Origin of the sequence: Microbacterium protaetiae (assembly GCF_004135285.1) — a bacterium.
GTDB classification, from domain to species: Bacteria; Actinomycetota; Actinomycetes; order Actinomycetales; family Microbacteriaceae; genus Microbacterium; species Microbacterium protaetiae.
Window position 1 is genome coordinate 3,642,272 of the sequence record NZ_CP035494.1, and the last position, 17,837, is coordinate 3,660,108.

The 17,837-nt window shown below is 68.5% G+C and carries 18 protein-coding genes; 7 read left to right on the forward strand and 11 right to left on the reverse strand.

Annotated features, from left to right (window positions below):
• Nucleotides 1-2 precede the first annotated feature (2 nt).
• The 3 genes from ET475_RS17015 to ET475_RS17025 are packed head-to-tail and all read right to left on the reverse strand — an operon-like array spanning nt 3 to nt 4,710.
• Nucleotides 3-1,163, reverse strand: a complete 1,161-nt coding sequence (locus ET475_RS17015; RefSeq protein WP_129393044.1) for an acyl-CoA dehydrogenase family protein — start codon at nt 1,161-1,163, stop codon at nt 3-5.
• A gap of 7 nt (nt 1,164-1,170) precedes the next feature.
• On the reverse strand, nt 1,171-3,087 hold the full coding sequence (locus tag ET475_RS17020; RefSeq protein ID WP_129393047.1) for an acetyl/propionyl/methylcrotonyl-CoA carboxylase subunit alpha: 1,917 nt from the start codon (nt 3,085-3,087) through the stop codon (nt 1,171-1,173).
• Between the two features lie 6 nt (nt 3,088-3,093).
• The gene (locus ET475_RS17025; RefSeq protein ID WP_129393050.1) at nt 3,094-4,710 is read right to left on the reverse strand and encodes a carboxyl transferase domain-containing protein; all 1,617 of its coding nucleotides are present in this window, start codon (nt 4,708-4,710) and stop codon (nt 3,094-3,096) included.
• A 73-nt stretch (nt 4,711-4,783) separates the two neighbouring features.
• On the opposite strand from ET475_RS17025, the gene ET475_RS17030 reads away from it, so the two are divergent.
• Nucleotides 4,784-5,380: an SACE_7040 family transcriptional regulator gene (locus ET475_RS17030; RefSeq protein WP_129393053.1), complete on the forward strand. Its 597-nt coding sequence runs from the start codon at nt 4,784-4,786 to the stop codon at nt 5,378-5,380.
• 29 nt (nt 5,381-5,409) lie between these two features.
• Here ET475_RS17030 and ET475_RS17035 read toward each other — a convergent pair whose 3' ends face one another.
• Nucleotides 5,410-6,006, reverse strand: coding sequence for a hypothetical protein (locus tag ET475_RS17035; RefSeq protein ID WP_129393056.1), 597 nt, complete (start codon nt 6,004-6,006; stop codon nt 5,410-5,412).
• Nucleotides 6,007-6,059: 53 nt separating this feature from the next.
• Between ET475_RS17035 and ET475_RS17040 the strand changes: the two genes are divergently transcribed.
• Nucleotides 6,060-6,752 carry a ribonuclease FAU-1 family protein gene (locus ET475_RS17040; RefSeq protein WP_129393060.1) on the forward strand — a complete coding sequence of 231 codons (693 nt, stop codon included), beginning with the start codon at nt 6,060-6,062 and terminating at the stop codon, nt 6,750-6,752.
• A 145-nt stretch (nt 6,753-6,897) separates the two neighbouring features.
• On the opposite strand, the gene ET475_RS17045 is transcribed toward ET475_RS17040, so the two are convergent.
• Genes ET475_RS17045 through pdhA form a run of 3 tightly spaced genes read right to left on the reverse strand, consistent with a single transcriptional unit; the run spans nt 6,898 to nt 10,441 of the window.
• Entirely contained in the window at nt 6,898-8,310 is a 1,413-nt protein-coding gene (locus tag ET475_RS17045; RefSeq protein ID WP_129393063.1) for a dihydrolipoamide acetyltransferase family protein, read from the reverse strand.
• Complete coding sequence (locus tag ET475_RS17050; RefSeq protein WP_129393066.1) at nt 8,307-9,317, reverse strand: alpha-ketoacid dehydrogenase subunit beta; 1,011 nt, start codon at nt 9,315-9,317, stop codon at nt 8,307-8,309. Before ET475_RS17050 ends, ET475_RS17045 begins: the two co-directional genes overlap by 4 nt.
• On the reverse strand, nt 9,314-10,441 hold the full coding sequence (gene pdhA / locus ET475_RS17055; RefSeq protein ID WP_129393069.1) for a pyruvate dehydrogenase (acetyl-transferring) E1 component subunit alpha: 1,128 nt from the start codon (nt 10,439-10,441) through the stop codon (nt 9,314-9,316). Before pdhA ends, ET475_RS17050 begins: the two co-directional genes overlap by 4 nt.
• 164 nt (nt 10,442-10,605) lie before the next feature.
• Here pdhA and ET475_RS17060 point away from each other — a divergent pair, with 164 nt between their 5' ends.
• Nucleotides 10,606-11,079, forward strand: a complete 474-nt coding sequence (locus ET475_RS17060) for an Lrp/AsnC family transcriptional regulator (protein WP_129393073.1) — start codon at nt 10,606-10,608, stop codon at nt 11,077-11,079.
• On the opposite strand, the gene ET475_RS17065 is transcribed toward ET475_RS17060, so the two are convergent.
• Entirely contained in the window at nt 11,051-11,938 is an 888-nt protein-coding gene (locus ET475_RS17065; RefSeq protein WP_129393076.1) for an alpha/beta fold hydrolase, read from the reverse strand. The genes ET475_RS17060 and ET475_RS17065 overlap by 29 nt on opposite strands.
• 66 nt (nt 11,939-12,004) lie before the next feature.
• On the opposite strand from ET475_RS17065, the gene ET475_RS17070 reads away from it, so the two are divergent.
• Nucleotides 12,005-12,724 carry an exonuclease domain-containing protein gene (locus ET475_RS17070; RefSeq protein ID WP_242497692.1) on the forward strand — a complete coding sequence of 240 codons (720 nt, stop codon included), beginning with the start codon at nt 12,005-12,007 and terminating at the stop codon, nt 12,722-12,724.
• 62 nt (nt 12,725-12,786) lie between these two features.
• Here the strand turns inward: ET475_RS17070 and ET475_RS17075 are convergent, their stop codons facing one another.
• The 3 genes from ET475_RS17075 to glgA form a co-directional block, all read right to left on the reverse strand.
• Nucleotides 12,787-13,041, reverse strand: a complete 255-nt coding sequence (locus tag ET475_RS17075; protein ID WP_129393082.1) for a type B 50S ribosomal protein L31 — start codon at nt 13,039-13,041, stop codon at nt 12,787-12,789.
• A gap of 63 nt (nt 13,042-13,104) precedes the next feature.
• Nucleotides 13,105-13,908: an ABC transporter ATP-binding protein gene (locus ET475_RS17080; RefSeq protein WP_129393085.1), complete on the reverse strand. Its 804-nt coding sequence runs from the start codon at nt 13,906-13,908 to the stop codon at nt 13,105-13,107.
• A 10-nt stretch (nt 13,909-13,918) separates the two neighbouring features.
• Nucleotides 13,919-15,124 carry a glycogen synthase gene (gene glgA / locus ET475_RS17085; RefSeq protein WP_129393088.1) on the reverse strand — a complete coding sequence of 402 codons (1,206 nt, stop codon included), beginning with the start codon at nt 15,122-15,124 and terminating at the stop codon, nt 13,919-13,921.
• Between the two features lie 47 nt (nt 15,125-15,171).
• On the opposite strand from glgA, the gene glgC reads away from it, so the two are divergent.
• From glgC to ET475_RS17100, 3 genes are read left to right on the forward strand one after another with little or no spacing between them, the layout of a single operon-like run.
• Entirely contained in the window at nt 15,172-16,410 is a 1,239-nt protein-coding gene (gene glgC, locus ET475_RS17090) for a glucose-1-phosphate adenylyltransferase (protein WP_129393091.1), read from the forward strand.
• 22 nt (nt 16,411-16,432) lie between these two features.
• Entirely contained in the window at nt 16,433-17,065 is a 633-nt protein-coding gene (gene serB / locus ET475_RS17095) for a phosphoserine phosphatase SerB (protein WP_129393094.1), read from the forward strand.
• Between the two features lie 54 nt (nt 17,066-17,119).
• On the forward strand, nt 17,120-17,809 hold the full coding sequence (locus ET475_RS17100) for an alpha/beta fold hydrolase (RefSeq protein ID WP_129393097.1): 690 nt from the start codon (nt 17,120-17,122) through the stop codon (nt 17,807-17,809).
• Nucleotides 17,810-17,837 lie beyond the last annotated feature (28 nt).

Sequence of the window (17,837 nt, forward strand, 5' to 3'; positions counted from 1 at the left end):
TCTCACGCTAGCCCGAGTGCGCGGGCGATCACCAGCAGCTGCACCTCGGTGGTGCCTTCGCCGACCTCGAGGATCTTCGAGTCGCGGTAGTGCCGCGCCACCGGGTATTCGTTCATGAAGCCGTTGCCGCCGAACACCTGTGTGGCATCCCGCGCATTGTCCATGGCCGCATCGCCGGCGACGAGCTTGGCGATCGCCGCCTCGGTCTTGAACGGCTTGCCGGCGTCGCGCAGGCGCGCGGCGTGGTGCCACGCGAGCCGTGCGGTGTGCACGCGGGCTTGCATGCGCGCGATCTTGAACTGCATGGCCTGCTTGCTGGCAAGCGGCTGCCCGAACACCGTGCGACTGTGCGCATAGTCGACGGCCGCGTCCACGCACCCCTCGGCGGCGCCGGTGGCCAGGGCCGCGATGGCGATGCGCCCCTCGTCGAGGATGTGCAGGAAGGCAGCGAACCCGCGCCCACGCTCGCCCAGCAGGTTCGCTGCCGGCACCCGGGCGTCGGCGAAGCCGAGCGGATGCGTGTCAGACGCGTGCCAGCCGACTTTGTCGTAGGCCGGCTCGACCGTGAAACCCGGCGTGCCATTGGGAACGATGATCGTCGAGATCTCCTTGCGCCCATCCTGCTCGCCGGTGACCGCGGTCACTGTGACGAACCGCGTGATGTCGGTGCCCGAGTTCGTGATGAACTGCTTGGCCCCGTTGATCACCCATTCGTCACCCTCCAGACGCGCCGTCGTGCGGGTGGCTCCGGCATCCGATCCGGCGTCCGGCTCGGTGAGTCCGAAGCCGGCCAGCGCGCGACCGGCCAGCAGATCGGGCAGATACTCGCGCTTCTGCGCCTCATTCCCAAATCGGAATATAGGCATCGCGCCCAGGCTGACGCCGGCTTCGAGCGTGATGGCCAGCGACTGGTCGACGCGCCCGATGGCCTCGATGGCCAGGCCCAGCGCAAAGTAGTCACCACCCTGGCCGCCGTACTCCTCGGGAAACGGCAGGCCGAAAAGCCCCATCTCGCCCATCTGAGCGACGACATCCAACGGCAGCGTGTGGGTGCGGTTGGCCTCATACGCTATCGGCGCGATCACCGTGTCGGCGAACTCGCGGGCAAGGCCTGCCAGCTCGCGTTCGTCGTCGCTGACGTCATAGGTGGTGTAGGTGTCCATGTGTCCTTCATTCCGTTGCGGTCACGCGCGCGATGATCTGATCGCGGCGCACCTGATCGCCGGTGGCGACCTTCAGGGTGAGGATGCCGTCATGCGGCGCCGTCACGGGGTGTTCCATCTTCATCGCCTCGATCGAGACGAGCTTGTCGCCGGCCTTCACCGCTGCGCCATCGGCGACGTGCACGGCCACCACAGCGCCCGGCATCGGCGCGTGCAGTTCGGGATCGGACGCCCCCGACTCGCGCTCGCGCTGCGCAAGGCGACGCTCCATCTCCTGGCGTCGAGTCAGCGGGGTCAGCACCGAGGTGACGCCGTCGGCATGCACCCAGATCTCACCGGTCGCCGCGCCCCCGGTCGTTGAGCGAGCGCAGCGAGTCGAAACGACGGCCGCGTCGCTGTGTCGTTTCGACTCGCTCGCTTCGCTCGCTCGCTCAACGACCGTGCCACGCGATGTCTCGAACCGGGCCCGCGGCGGCACGGGGTCGGCGCCCATCCGCCAGCCCGAACGGCTGTGCCAGAGGTCGCCCTTCTCGACGGGCATCGCGTGCGCCGCCGCATCCAGGGCCGCCTGACTCGGCTCGGGGTCTTCGAACGGCGGCATCCGGTCGATGAGCCCGGTGTTCATATCGCCGGCCTGCACGACGGGATCGGCCAGCAATGCCCGCAGAAAGTCGATGTTGCTCTCGACTCCGAACAGCACCGTGTCGGCCAGCGCCGCATCCAATCTCGCCAGGGCCTGGGTTCGGTCATCGCCGTGCGCGATGACCTTCGCGATCATCGGGTCGTAATCGGTCGTGACGGCGCTTCCGGTCTGAACCGCGGCATCCGTGCGCACTCCCTCGGCGCTCTGCCACCGCAGCACGAAGCCGGTAGCCGGCAGAAACCCACGCGAGGGGGCCTCGGCATACACGCGCGCCTCGATGGCATGACCGTCGAGGGCCACTTCGCCCAGCGTGAGCGGCTCGCCCGCGGCGATGCGCAGCTGCTGTTCGACCAGGTCGACGCCGGTCACCAGTTCGGTCACCGGATGCTCGACCTGCAGGCGCGTGTTCATCTCCATGAAGAAGAACTCGTCGGGTTTGTCAGCAGAGACGATGAACTCGACCGTTCCGGCGCCGGTGTAGGCGACGGATGCCGCAGCCGCACACGCGGCTTCGCCCAGGCGTGCGCGCGTCGCGGCGTCGATGAGCGGCGAGGGAGACTCTTCGATCACCTTCTGGTGGCGTCGCTGCAGGGTGCATTCACGTTCACCCAGGTGCACCACAGTGCCGTACGTGTCACCGAGCACCTGCACCTCGATGTGCCGTGGGCGTTGGATGAGCCGCTCGAACAGCAGCGTGTCATCGCCGAAGGCTGCTTTCGCGACGCGCCGTGCTGTGGCGACGGCATCCCGAACCTCGTCCTCGGAGTGCACCTCGTGCATCCCCTTGCCGCCGCCGCCGGCGGACGGCTTTATCAGCAGCGGAAAGCCGGCCTCGCGTGCGGCCTCGACGATCCGGTCGTCGTCCATGCCGGCCGCGCTGAACCCCGGCACAATGGGCACTCCGCGGGCGGCGACGTGCTCACGGGCGCGGATCTTGTCGGCCATGACATCGAGCGCCTGCTCCCCCGGGCCGATGAACACGATGCCGGCGTCGGCGCACGCGCGCCCGAACGCCGCGTTCTCGGAGAGGAAACCATACCCCGGGTGGACAGCCTGCGCCCCCGCCGCGCGTGCGGCGGCGATGATCGCGTCGATGTCCAGATAGGAACGGGATGCCTCGGCCGGCCCGATCCGCACGGCCTCGTCGGCTTCGGTCACATGCGGGGCGGTGGCATCCGCGTCGCTGTAGACGGCGACGGAGCGGATGCCCAGGCGGCGCAGCGTGCGGATGACACGGCGCGCGATCTCACCGCGGTTGGCGATCAGGACGGTATCGAACACGGTGCCTCACATCCGGAAGACGCCGAAGCGCGGTTCGGGCAGGGGTGAGCGCGAGACGACGTCGAGGGCGAGCCCGAGCAGGTCGCGGGTGTCAGCGGGATCTATCACTCCGTCGTCCCACAGCCGGGCGGTGGCGTAGTAGGGGCTGCCCTGCTGTTCGTATTGCGCACGCACGGGTTCCTCGAACGCCGCCTGGTCCTCGGCCGACCATTGTTCGCCGCGGCCCTCCAGCTGATCGCGCTTGACCGTCGACAGCACGGAGGCGGCCTGCGCGCCGCCCATCACCGAGATGCGGCTGGCCGGCCACGTCCACAGGAATCGCGGCGAGTACGCCCGGCCGCACATCGAGTAGTTGCCGGCACCGAACGACCCGCCGATGACGACGGTCAGCTTGGGCACGCGGGTGGTGGCGACGGCGGTGACCATCTTGGCCCCGTCCTTCGCGATGCCGCCGGCTTCGGCATCCCGCCCCACCATGAAGCCCGAGATGTTCTGCAGGAACAGCAGCGGCACGCCGCGCTGATCGCACAGCTCGATGAAGTGCGCCCCCTTGAGCGCCGACTCGCTGAAGAGCACGCCGTTGTTCGCGATGATCCCGACCGGCTGGCCGTGGATGTGGGCGAAACCCGTCACCAACGTTGTGCCGTACTCCTTCTTGAACTCGTGCAGCTCGCTGCCGTCGACCAATCGCGCGATGACCTCACGCACGTCGTATGGCTGGTTCACATCGACGGGAACGACGCCGTAGAGCTCGTGCGGGTCGGCGAGCGGTGGCTCGTCGGCGTCGACCTCCCATGCGGGCTCGTCCGAAGGTGGCAGGGTCGCGACGATGTCGCGCACGATCTCCAGCGCGTGCTCGTCGTTCTCGGCGAGGTGGTCGACGACGCCCGAGCGGCGGGCGTGCAGCTCACCCCCGCCGAGCTCCTCGGCGGTGACGATCTCGCCGATGGCGGCCTTCACCAGCGGCGGCCCACCCAGGAAGATCGTGCCCTGGTTTCGGACGATCACGGTCTCGTCGCTCATCGCGGGCACGTACGCGCCACCGGCCGTGCACGAGCCCAGGACGGCGGCGATCTGTGGGATGCCGGCGGCCGAGAGCCTGGCCTGATTGAAGAAGATGCGCCCGAAGTGGTCGCGGTCGGGGAAGACCTCGTCTTGCATCGGCAGGAAAGCGCCGCCCGAGTCGACGAGATAGACGCAGGGCAGCCGGTTCTCGAGTGCCACCTCCTGCGCGCGCAGGTGCTTCTTGACGGTCATCGGGTAGTAGGTGCCGCCCTTGACCGTGGCATCGTTGCACACGACCATGACGTGCCTGCCGTGCACCAGTCCGATGCCCGCAATGACTCCGGCGGAAGGTGCCTGACCGTCATAGAGTCCCTCGGCGGCCAGCGGCGCGAGCTCGATGAACGGACTGCCCTCGTCGAGCAGCCGGGTGACCCGGTCGCGCGGCAGCAGTTTGCCGCGCGCCACATGCCGGTCGCGGGAGGCCGGCGGACCGCCCTGTGCCGCTCGCGCGAGGCGCTCGCGCAACTGGCTGGCCAGCTCTTGCTGCGCGGCGCGATTGCGCTCGAAAGCGTCGCCGCCGGTGGGCGCGGTCGCGATCGTCGGTGCCCGTCCGGTCATCACATCTCCATCGACTGTCGCAAACTGTTAATGTTCGCTAACCGAGCTACAATGTTAGCGAGGATTAACTGAAATGACAACGGCTCCGACTGATCGCGAACGCGCCAAGTCTCGCCGCCAGGCCGATCTGATCGCGGCGGCGGCACGGCTGTTCGCCGAACGCGGGTTCACCGGGGTGAGCCTGGAAGAGATCGGCGCCGCCGTCGGTGTGAGCGGTCCGGCCGTGTACCGTCATTTCGCGAGCAAGCAGGCACTCCTGGCGGCGATCCTGGTCGGAGTCAGCGAGCATCTGCTGCAGGGCGGCGAGGCGGTCGTGGCCGCAGAAGGCGACGCGACGTCGGGCTTGAAGGCGCTGATCCGGTTCCACGTCGATTTCGCGCTCACCGATGCCGACGTCATCCGCGTGCAGGATCGCGATCTCACCTCGCTCGCCGACACCGAGAGGCATCGGGTGCGCCGGCTGCAGCGCGAGTACGTGGAACTGTGGGTGGGTGTGCTGCGCGGCATCCATTCGTCCCGCACCGATGCGAATCTGCGCGTGCGCGCGCATGCGGTGTTCGGGCTGATCAACTCGACGCCGCACAGCGTGCGGGGTCTGCGCGCCGTACCCGCCGAGAACGAGGTGCGCGAGGTTCTCGAGCAACTCGCCTGGGCAGCGCTGACGATCTGAACGCCGGTTCTCGCGGCTCAGGACGCAGCTCACGGGCAGTCAGAAGACCCGACGGGCACGTGCACCTCGTATGGCGAGCGCGACGCGGGAGCCACTCTGATCGTCACGCATGCGAGAGCGGGAGCGAGGATCAGAGAGGGATAGGCGTCGACGGCATCGCACGCGGGAAGATCAGCAGCTGTGGCGATGTAGGTCAAGGGACTGACCTCGGCTGCCTGCGCCCACACCTGGGCGGTCGCGACCACGAGTCGTGCCGACGCCGGTGAGACGACCCGCACGCTCCCGCCTGCCGACGCTGCGACGCTGATCGGCGCCTTGACGCTGTTCCACTCCCGCCCGTCGGGCCCCGTGATCACGTAGGGCGTCATGCCGTCCGACACGCCCTGCCAGCCCAGACTCCAGATCGGGTGGGCGTCGCTGAGCCCGGAATCCGCCGCCGATGCGCCGAACCCGGTGCCGCACCCGAGCACCAGGGACGGCGCCGGATCGGGCGACGTCGATGCCACCGCGGGAGTCTCACGCCGCGGCGAGCCCGCGAACCACGCACACGCCGTGAGGCTCGCGGCCACGGCCACAGCCAAGGTCAGGCCGAGAACACCGGTCGTGATCGGTGAACCATTCCGCATCTCATCACCCTTTTCGCTCACGATACGCCGCAGATCCCGATAGCATCACCGCGATGCCTGACACCGCAAAGTCCCCGCAGACCGCCTCGACCCCCTGCTTCGATTCCGGTTCCGTCGTCGCGCTGCGAAGCGTGAGGTCGTACCCGGGCCGCGGAAACGCCGTCGGCTTTGCCGTCGCCGGGCGCGTGATCGTGGATACGCCTGATCTCAGCGTCGTGTGCACCACGGTCGGCTCGGACCTCCGCCGCCGCGCCGGCGAAGGCAGCGGCCCTCGAGGCCGGCTCGTCCTCGCTGCCGACTGGGACGGCACCCACGTGAGCGCAAAGTGGCGAGGTACCGCGGTGGTGCGCGTGCACGAGCGCGGCACCCCCTGGTCGGTGTGGCGATGGCACGACGGCACGAGGTGGCTGCCCGGCTGGTACATCAACATCGAGACCCCATGGCAGAGAACATCCCTCGGCTTCGACACCGCCGACGGCACACTGGATGTGACCGTTGACGACGCCCGGGGCCGCTGGATCGTCGAGTACAAAGATGAGGACGAACTCGACTTTCTCGCATCGGTGGGCGAGACGACTCCCGAGCAGGTCGCGCGCATCCGGGCCGCCGGCGCGCAGGCGTTCGGGCTGGCGACATCGCGTGGCTGGCCGTTCCAGGCCGATTGGTCGCCCTGGATTCCCCGCGACCCGAGTCCCGCGATGCTCCCCGAATCGTGGAAAAGTCTCGGCTGCGGGGCCTCGATCTAGCACCGAGACAGGGGAATCCGCGCGAGACATGGGGCGTGGCCCCTTGTCTCGGCGCGAATCCCCTGTCTCGCGGCGTCGGCGGGCGCGCGGCGACGCGGGGCGCGACGACGCCCGCCGACCCGCGCGCGGCGCGCGGCGGCGCGCGTCAGCGCAACAGCATCGCCCGCCCGGGCTGCTCGAGCACGCGCGCGACGTCGACGAGGAAGCGCGAGCCCTCCGCGCCATCGACAAGCCGGTGGTCGAACGACAGGCTGAGCGTCATCACATCGCGCAAGACGATCTCGCCGTCGTGCTCCCACGGGCGGTGCGCCACGGTGCCCAGACCGAGAATGCCCGCCTCCCCCGGGTTGAGGATCGGCGTGCCCGCCTCGACGCCGAAGACGCCGAAGTTCGTGATCGAGAACGTTCCACCGGTCATCGCCGACGGCGGCGTCTTACCCGATCGCGCAACCGCGGCGAGATCGCCGATCGCGTCGGCCAGCTCGGTGAGCGTCATGGCATCGGCATCCGGGATCACCGGCACTATCAGCCCGCGGTCGGTGGCCGCCGCCACCCCCAGGTTGACGTAGTGGTGCTCGACGATCTCTCCGGCCGCGTCGTCCCACTTCGCGTTCAGGCTCGGGTTGCGACCGAGTGCCAGGCACACGGCCTTCGCCGCGACGGCCATGACACCGATCCGGTGGCCCTCCAACGACCGATCCGCCTTGAGTGAGGCGACCAGTTCCATCGTCGCGGTGACATCGACGGTCTGGAACGTCGTCACATGCGGCGCGGTGAAAGCGCTGCGCACCATGGCCTCAGCCGTCGCCTTGCGCACGCTGCGGATGGGCCGGCGCGTGACGCGCTCGTCCCCTGCGGCGGCGGGGACGGATGCCGCATCCCGCCCCCGTTCATTGAGCTCGGCCGTTCCCGACGTGACCTGGATGCGTGCCGCATACGCCTCGACGTCGGCACGTGTGATGAGGCCGGTCGATCCTGTCGCCTCCACGAGTGCGAGATCGACGCCGAGGTCCTTGGCGAGCTTGCGCACCGGTGGTGTCGACCGCGGCCGTTCGATGGGACGCTCCAGCGGCTGCTCGACGATGGCGTCATGCGGCGCGGCCTCCAGCACGGCGGTGTCGGTCGTCGATGCAACGCCGTCGGCGCGGGCCATCCGCGTTCTGCGCTGCGGGCGCGCGTTCTTGCGCGGTGCGGCGCCATACCCGACAAGGTTCGGTGTGGCCTTCTCCTCTTCGGGCTCGGCTGCCCCTTCTTGCGCAGCCGGGGCCGCTTCTTGCGCAGCCGGGGCAGCCGGCGCAGCCGCGGCATCCCCCGCCTCGCCGGCAACAGCGAACGTGACGATCACATCGCCCACATCAATGGTGTCGCCGGCGGCATGGTGCAGCTTCTGCACGGTGCCCGCGAACGGCGAGGGAAGCTCGACGACCGCCTTGGCCGTCTCGACTTCGGCGATGTTCTGGTTCAGGCTGACAGTGTCGCCCTCGGCGACCAGCCACTGCACGAGCTCGGCTTCGGGAAGCCCTTCGCCGAGGTCGGGGAGTCGGAAGTCCTGGGTCACAGTTCCACCCCCGTCAGGCTGTTCGGGCGATCCAGCACCCGGTCGACGCCGTCGAGGATGCGGTCGAGGTCGGGCACATGGTTCTTCTCGAGTTTGGCGGGCGGGTACGGAATGTCCCACCCGGTCACCCGCACCGGCGGGGTCTCCAGGTGGTAGAAGCAGCGCTCGGTGACACTCGCGATCAACTCGGCGCCCAGGCCCGCTTCGCGCGCGGCCTCGTGGGTGACCACGACCCGTCCGGTCTTGCGCACCGAGGCGGTGACGGTCTTATAGTCCACCGGCGACAGCGAGCGCAGATCGATCACCTCGATGTCGATGCCCTCGTCTTCGGCCACGGTCGCAGCATCCATCGCCGTCGACACCTGTGCGCCGTAGGTGAGCAGCGTCACGTCGGAGCCCGCACGCGCGATGCGCGCCAGCCCCATCGGCGCCGCGTCGGCGAGATCGACGTCGAGGTCGACCTCTCCCTTGCCGTGGTAGAGCCGCTTGGGCTCGAAGAACACCACCGGGTCATCGCAGGCGATGGCCTGCCGCAGCACCACGTAGGCGTCCTGCGGATTCGACACGGCCACCACGCGGAGACCCGAGGTGTGCACGAAATAAGCCTCGGGCGATTCGGAGTGGTGCTCGGCGGCCCCGACTCCCCCCGCCCAAGGGATGCGGATGGTGATCGGCATCTTCACCGCGCCCTGCGAACGGTAGTGCAGCTTGGCGACGTTCGAGACGATCTGGTCGAACGCCGGGTACACGAATCCGTCGAACTGGATCTCGACGACCGGCCGGTATCCGCGGTAGGCGAGCCCGACCGCCGTGCCCATGATGCCGGATTCGGCCAACGGTGTGTCGACGATGCGCTGCGCGCCGAACTCCGCCTGCAGGCCGTCGGTGATGCGGAACACGCCACCGAGCTTGCCGATGTCCTCCCCCATGACCAGGACCTTGTCGTCGTCTCGCATAGCGCGGCGCAGTCCCTCGTTGAGGGCCTTTGCCATGGTCAGTTCGGTCATCGCTGCGCCTCCTCGGCGAAGCCGTCGAGGTAGGCGGCGAACCAGGTCTTCTCCTCGTCGAGGCCGGTGTGCGGTTCAGCGTAGACGTTGTCGAGGATGCTGAGGGCCGGGGCACTGGTCATCGCCAGACACGTCGGCCGCACCGCGGCGCCCAGCTCGTCGGCATCCTGCTGCACCTGCGCGGCGAACGCATCATCGAACTCACCGATGCTGCGCAGATACGCCTCGACGCGGGTGAGCGGGTCGCGCTCGCGCCAGCGTTCCAGTTCGTCCTTGTCGCGATAACGCGTGGGGTCGTCGCTGGTGGTGTGCGGTCCCATCCGGTAAGTCACCGCCTCGATGAACGCAGGGCCTTTGCCGGTGCGGGCGTGTTCGGTGGCCCATCGCATGGCGGCGGTGACGGCGAGGATGTCGTTGCCGTCCACGCGCATGCTCGGGATGCCGAAGCCCGGCGCACGACCGGCGATGGGGGCTTTCGCCTGCACGCCCACCGGCTCGCTGATCGCGTATTGGTTGTTCGTGCACACGAACACGACCGGCGCCTGGTACGACGCGGCGAACACCATCGCCTCGTTCACATCGCCCTGGCTGGTGGCGCCGTCGCCGAACCAGGTGGCCACGACCTGGTCGGCGCCATCACGCTGGATGCCCATGGCATAACCGACGGCGTGCAGAGCCTGCGCGCCGATGATGATCTGCTGCACGGCGGTGCCGAGCTCGTGCGGATCGTAGCTGGAGTGCGCCTCGCCGCGCCAGGCCCGCAGGAAACCTTCGGGCTTGGCACCCCGCGCGTACACGACGCCGGTCTCGCGGTAGCTCGGGAACGCGAAGTCGTCGGTGCGCAGCACCCGTGCGGTGCCTATCTGGGTCGCTTCCTGGCCGTTGGAGGGCGCCCACAGGCCCAACTGTCCCTGGCGCTGCAGAGCCATGCCCTCGGAATCGATGCGCCGCAGCAGCACCATGTCGCGGTAGAGCGCCCGCAGCTGCGCAGCGTCGAGATCGGCGACCCACCCGTCGAGGTCGCTATCGTGGATGCGCTCGCCGTCGGCGGTCAGCAGCCGGGCGACGTCGTCGACATCGGTCTTGAGATCGGCGGTCGGGGTCAGGGTGTGCACCATCGTCATCCCTCCTTCTCGCGGGTCCCTCGTGGGGCGCACCGCGTGATGAGCCGGCGTCTTCGCCGGATACCCTGAGGCTACGTCGATGTCGCACCTAGCTCAAGCATCCGCGGCAGGGCTGAGCATGTTGCGCAATTTCCCTTCTGCCGACCGTGCTAGTGTTTCGCACTATGGCCCACCTGGACAGCGTCGACCTGGAGCTTCTGGCGATCCTCTCGCGCGAACCGCGCGCCACCGTGGTGGCACTGGCCGACGCCCTGGGGCTGAGCCGGAACACCGTGCAGGCGCGGATGGCGCGTCTGGAGCGGTCGGGCGTGTTCCTCTCCTTCGAACGTTCACTCTCACCGAGCGCGATGGGTTTTCCGATCGAGGCGTTCATCTCGGTCACCGTCCGCCAGGCAGAGTTGCCGCAGATCACGGCCGAACTGCACCGCGTGCCCGAGGTGCTCCAGGCGCACGGTCTGTCCGGCGAGGTCGATCTGCTCGTGCGGGTCGCATGCCGCGACACGCAGCACCTCTTCGACACCGATGCCCGCATTCTCGCCATCGAGGGTGTCGAGCGCACCGAGACCTCGCTGGTGATGGGCGAGGTGATCGACTATCGGGTGCGCCCGCTCATGGAGCTGGCGCGAGGAACCGCCTGATCGCTGCCGCGGCCGGCTGCGGCGTCTCGTAGTGGATGAGATGGCCGACATCGGGGATCTCGACGAGCTCGACGGCAGAGAAGAGGGTCGCGAGCTCGCGCTCCTTCTCGATCGGCGTGATGTCGTCGCGCTGCGCCGCTATCAGCAGCGTGGGCACGGCGATCTCGGCCGCAGACTCGCGCACGTCGTGCGACACGCTGGTGACGAAGGCGTCGTGCAGCACGTCGCGGTCGGCGAAACGGGAGAAGTAGGTGTCGTGCTGATCGTGCACGAAGCGCCGCAGCGCGGCATCCTTCGTCTTGACCATTGCCAGGCTCATCACGCGCACGATGAGGCGATTGCGCAGCAGCGCCTCTCCCAGCCGCGCCGGCAGCTTGGCCCCGGCCCAGTAGTAGAAGACGGCGAGCCGCGTGAACACTCCGCGCGGTCCCGACAGCGCCGGTGCGCCGATCGGATTGACCAGGATCAACCGCGGCGTGGGCAGTGCGTGCGCGACCGCGGCCGCCGCGACGATCGAGCCGAAGCTGTGACCGAGCACGGGCGCCCCCGGCGCGACCGCTGCAGCGAAGGCGGTGAGCCAGTCGACATAGGCGTCGAGGTCATGCACACGGTCCGGCAGCGGCGCGGACTCGCCGAATCCCGGCAGATCGGGTGAGATGAACCGCACGTCGGGCAACTGCGCCACGATCGGCTCGAGGCCGTGGTGCTCGCCGCGAAAACCGTGCACCGCCAGGATCGTGGTGGCCGCATCCGCGGGCCCGTACACCCAGTAGGCGCTCGTGCCGCCAAGCACCTGAACCTCGCGGCGCTGCACCGGGATGGCGGCGAGCTGTTCGGCATACGGGCTGGGTACTGTCACCTGAGAAGTCTACGGACCCGGCATGCCGGAACACGGATGTCGGGGGTGTGCCATACCGTAGGCGGCATGGACGAACTTCCCCTCTTCGATGCGCCGGAATGGTCTTCACGAGTGGGGGTGTTCGACCTCGAGACGACGGGCATCGATGTCACCCGCGATCGCATCGTCACCGCGCACGTGGGAGTGCTCGACGGCACCGGCGCTGTGCTCGACGCTCACGACTGGCTCGCCGATCCGGGCGTGCCGATTCCGGATGCCGCAGCCGCCGTGCACGGAGTGACGACAGCGCGCGCCCAGGCCGAGGGCCGCCCTGCGGCCGAGGTCGTCGCCGAGGTCACCGCGGCGGTGCGCGTGCTGTTCGAGGCCGGCATCCCCGTGGTCGCCTACAACGCGCCCTTCGACTTCTCGCTGCTGGCCCACGAGGCCGTTCGGCACGGCGTCGCGCCGATCGCCACGCCCTCGCCGGTGATCGACCCACTCGTCATCGACAAGGCATGCGACCGGTACCGGCGCGGCAAGCGCACGCTCACCGCCGTGGCCGCGCACTACGCGGTGCAACTCGGCGACGACGCGCACGAAGCGTGCGCCGATGCCGTGGCGGCCGGGCGTGTCGCCCTGGCACTGGCGCAGCGATTCCCCGACGCGCTGCCGACCACCGCGATCGAGCTGCACACGCAGCAGATCGGCTGGGCGCGAGATCAGGCCGAGAGCCTCACCGAATACTTCGTGCGGATCGGCCGGATCGACCCGGCCGAAAAACTCGACGGCAGCTGGCCGATTCGCTGACGCGACTCTCCCGGGAATGCAGAAGGCCCCGCCGAAGCGGGGCCCTGCCAGAAGGACGAAGCTTACTTGGCGCCGCCGAAGCCCTTGAAGCGCTGGTTGAACTTCTCGACGCGGCCGGCCGAGTCGAGAATGCGCTGCTTGCCCGTGTAGAACGGGTGCGAGGCAGACGAGATCTCGACGTCGATGACCGGGTACTCGGCACCATCGAGCTCGATGGTCTTGTCGCTGGTCGCGGTCGAACGGGTCAGGAAGGTCTCGCCCGAGCCGAGGTCACGGAAAACGACGGCGTGGTATTCGGGGTGGATGTCAGTCTTCATAAGGGTTTCCTTGCGAGTACGGAAGGGAAATCTACGGCGCAGAAGCACCAAAGGTCGATTCTATCAGTCTCCGGAGCCGTTCGACGACGCGGCCCGGGCGGCGTATCGTCCGTCGGCTGTCGTGAGGGCGATCGGCAGGTCGAATGTGGCGCTCAGGTTCTCGGCGGTCAGCGTGCTCTGAAGCGGGCCCGCAGCCACCACGGTGCCCTCACGCAGCAACAGCACGTGCGTGAAGCCCACCGGGATCTCTTCGACGTGGTGCGTGACCATCACCATCGCCGGCGTCGTGGGCGCCTGCGCATAGCCGCCGAGCAGCTGCAGCAGCTCTTCGCGCGCACCCAGATCGAGGCTGGCGCTCGGCTCGTCCAGCAGCAGAAGTTCGGGATCGGTCATCACGGCGCGGGCGATCTGCACGCGCTTCTGCTCGCCCTCGGAGAGAGTGCCGAACGTGCGATCGGCGAGATGATCGAGCTTCCACTCGGCAAGCACCCGCAGCGCCCGCCGCTCGTCGATGTCTTCGTAGGCCTCGTTCCAGCGCCCCATCACCGAGTAGGCCGCGGTCATCACGACGTTCAGCACCGTCTCTTCGGCCGGGACACGCCGGGCCATGGCGCTGGAGGCGAAGCCGATGCGCGGGCGCAGCTCGAACACGTCGGTGCGCCCGAGGCGCTCATCGAGGATCGTGACCGTGCCGCTGGTGGGGTGGAGCAGGGTCGCCGCGAGCTGCAGCAGCGTCGTCTTTCCGGCACCGTTCGCACCGAGAATGACCCAGCGCTGGTCGTCGGCGACGGACCAGTCGACATGGTCGACGATGTCCCTGGCGTTTCGGCGGACGACGACGTCGGAGAAATCGAGGACCTCAGGCATGGCCCCCAGCCTACTTGCCGGAAGCCGACAGCTCCGCGTACAGCGCCGCGGTCTGCTCAGCTATCGTCGTCCAGCTGAAGTCGCGGGCGGCACGCTCCCGTCCCGCTCGGCCGTATCGGGCGGCCGCGTCACGATCGGTGACGACCTCCGTGAGCACCTCGGCCAGGTCGGCGACGAACCGATCGGGGTCATGCGGCGTGCCGGTGCCGTCGTCGAGCTGGTCGATGGGCACCAGCCGGCCGGTGACCCCGTCGACGACCACTTCTGGGATGCCGCCGGTGGCGGTGGCCACGACCGCCGCGCCGCACGCCATGGCCTCGAGGTTCACGATTCCCAGCGGCTCGTAGATCGACGGGCAGACGAAGGTGGTGGCCGCCCCCAGGATCGTGCACAGCTCGTGACGGGGCAGAAACTCCTCGATCCACACGACCCCCTCCCGATGCGCCTGCAGCCCGCGCACGAGCTCCTGCACCTCGGTCATGATCTGTGGCGTGTCGGGCGCACCCGCGCACAGCACCAGCTGCACCTCGGCGGGCAGCCGCTGCGCGGCCCGCAGAAAATACGGCAGTCCCTTCTGGCGCGTGATCCGACCGACGAAGACCACCGATGGCCTTGCGGGGTCGATGCCGTGCTTTGCCAGCACGCTGGGGTCGTCGACCGGATGCCACGCCTCGACGTCGATCCCGTTGTAGATGACCCGCACCTTGCGCGGGTCGAGCTCGGGGTAACTGCGCAGGATGTCGGAGCGCATGCCGTCGGACACGGCCACGATCGCAGCGGCCGACGCATAGGCGGTGCGTTCGATGAAACTCGACACCGCGTATCCCCCGCCCAGTTGCTCGGCCTTCCACGGACGCAGCGGCTCGAGGCTGTGTGCGGTGATCACGTGCGGGATCCCGTGCAGCAGCGAGGCCAGATGGCCCGCGAAGTTCGCGTACCAGGTGTGCGAGTGCACGATGTCGGCCCCCGCAACGTCGGAGACGATGGCCAGATCGGTGCCCAGCGTCTGGATCGCGGCGTTGGCGTCGGCCAGCTCCGCGGGAACCGTGTACGAGCTGGTGCCTGCCTCATCACGTCCGGAGCCGAAGGCCCGCACCCGCACGTCGATGCCGATCTCAGCGGCATCCCGCATCGCCTTCACCAACTCGGCGACGTGCACTCCGGCACCCCCGTAGATCTCCGGCGGGTATTCCTTCGTGACGATGTCGACGCGCATGTCTGGAACGCTAGTACAGGCACGCAACGGGGGCATAGTGTGGTGCCATGCCAGGCGCTCCCAAAGTGTTCGGAATCATCCTCGCCGGTGGTGAGGGCAAGCGGCTGATGCCGCTGACGACCGACCGTGCCAAGCCGGCAGTGCCGTTCGGCGGCCAGTACCGGCTGATCGACTTCGCGATCTCGAACCTCATCAATTCGGGGCTGCGACAGATAGTGGTGCTCACCCAATACAAGTCGCACAGCCTCGACCGGCATGTCTCGCAGACCTGGCGCATGTCGGCGCTGCTCGACTCCTACGTCGCGTCGGTGCCGGCACAGCAACGACTCGGCAAACGCTGGTTCACGGGGTCTGCCGACGCGATTCTGCAGAGCCTGAACCTGATCAATGACGAGCAGCCCGATATCGTGATCGTCATCGGCGCCGACCACGTCTACCGCATGGATTTCCGTCAGATGCTCGACGCACACATCGCCTCGGGCGCGCGTGCGACGGTCGCGGGCATTCGTCAGCCGGTGTCGCTAGCCCATCAATTCGGGGTGATCGACGCCGATGAGAACGGGCGCATCCGGCAGTTCCTCGAAAAGCCCCAGAACCCCGACGGTCTGCCCGACTCGCCGAACGAAGTGCTCGCGTCGATGGGCAACTACATCTTCGATTCCGACGCCCTCATCGAGGCGGTGACCGACGACGGTGAAGATGCCACGAGCAACCATGACATGGGTGGCGACATCATCCCCTACTTCGTCGAGCGTGGCGAGGCCGGCGTGTACGACATGAAGAACAACGAGGTGCCCGGGTCCAACGACCGTGACCGTGCATATTGGCGCGATGTCGGAACGATCGACTCGTTCTTCGACGCACACATGGACCTCATCTCCACGCTGCCGGTGTTCAACCTGTACAACATGGACTGGCCGATCCACTCGCAGACGGTGAACTCGCCGCCGGCGAAGTTCGTGCGCGACTCGGTGGGCCGCATCGGCAATGCCATCGACTCGATTGTGTCGCTGGGCTCGGTGCTGTCGGGCACGCACATCGAGCGCAGCGTCGTGGGCCCGTGGACGCTGGCCGCCGGCGGATCGACCATCACCGACTCGGTGCTGTTCGAGCACGTGCAGGTGGGGCAGGGAGCGCGAGTGCATCGCGCGATCCTCGACAAGAACGTGGTGCTGGCCCCCGGCGCGACTGTCGGGGTCGATCGCGAGCGCGACCGCGAACGTGGCTTCACCATCACCGACTCGGGCATCACCGTGGTCGGCAAGGGCGCGCACGTCGACGGCTGAGCCGTCCCGGTACTGTGGTGGGGTGCCCGCGCGTCTGCTCGTCGTCCTCGATGCCGATTCCACCCTCATCCGCAACGAGGTGATCGAGCTCATCGCCGACGAGGTGGGGCGCGGCGCAGAGGTGGCAGCGGCCACCGAGGCCGCCATGCGCGGCGAAGTGGATTTCTCCGCGAGCCTGCGCTCGCGCGTCGAAGCCCTCGCCGGGGTGCCGGTGGCAGCGTTCGCCCGCGTGCTGGCACGCATCGAACCGACGCCGGGCGTAGGGGCGCTGATCGATGCGGTGCACGAGCGCGGCGGTGTGGTCGGGGTGGTCTCGGGGGGATTCCACGAGATCCTCGACACTCTCGCGCCGCGACTGGGCGTGGACGTGTGGCGGGCGAACCGTCTCGAGGTCGCCGACGGCGTGCTCACTGGTCGTGTCGAGGGGACGATAGTGGATGCCGCGGGCAAGGCGGCGGCGCTGCGGGAATGGGCTTTCGCCCACGACGTGCCGTTGACGCAGACCATCGCGATCGGCGACGGCGCGAACGACCTGCAGATGATGGCGGCCGCCGCCCTCGGGATCGCGTTCAATGCGAAGCCCGCCGTGCGTGCGCAGGCCGACCTGGTGATCGGCCCGGTCGATCTCGCTCAGGTCGTTCCGCTGCTGCCCTAGCGCAACGCCGCTCGCCCTCCGAGTGATGTCGGCGGGTCGCGCTACCGTTCCCTCATGGATGTGATCCTCGTTCCGGGGCTGTGGCTGGACGCATCGTCGTGGGGTGCGGTGATTCCCGCCCTCGAGCGAGCCGGGCACACGGCCCACGCGCTGACGATGCCGGGTATCGGGGCAGCCGCGGCCGAGTCCTCCCATGTGCGCTTGGACGACTGGGTGGCCACGGTGGTCGCCGAGATCGACAAATGCTCCGCGCCCGTTGCCCTGGTCGGCCACTCCGGCGGCGGAAACGTCGTCTGGGCGGCCGCTGACGCGCGCACCACGCACGTGTCACATGTCGTCTTCATCGACACCGTGCCCCCGGCATCCGGTTTCGGCATTTCAGAGTTCCCCTCGCGCGACGGTGTGGTGCCCTTCCCCGGCTGGGATTTCTTCGACGGCGCCGATATCGAAGACGTGGACGAGGCGACCCGGCGGGCGGTGCGCGTGGGGTCGGTTCCCATGCGCGTGCCCACCGATGCGGTCGAGCTGAACGATCCGGCGCGACACGGCATACCAGTGACCCTGCTGTCGGGACGACAAGACGAGGTCGAGCTGCGCAACGAGCTCGCGCACTGGGGGCCGTGGGAAGACGAGTTCAATGCCATCCACGATGTCGAGGTGGTGCATCTGAACACCGGCCACTGGCCGCAGCTGTCGCAGCCCGACGTGTTGGCGGCGGCGATAGTGAAGTCGCTGGCCGCGTGAGTCGGGTCGGCGCTTTGCGTTCATATAT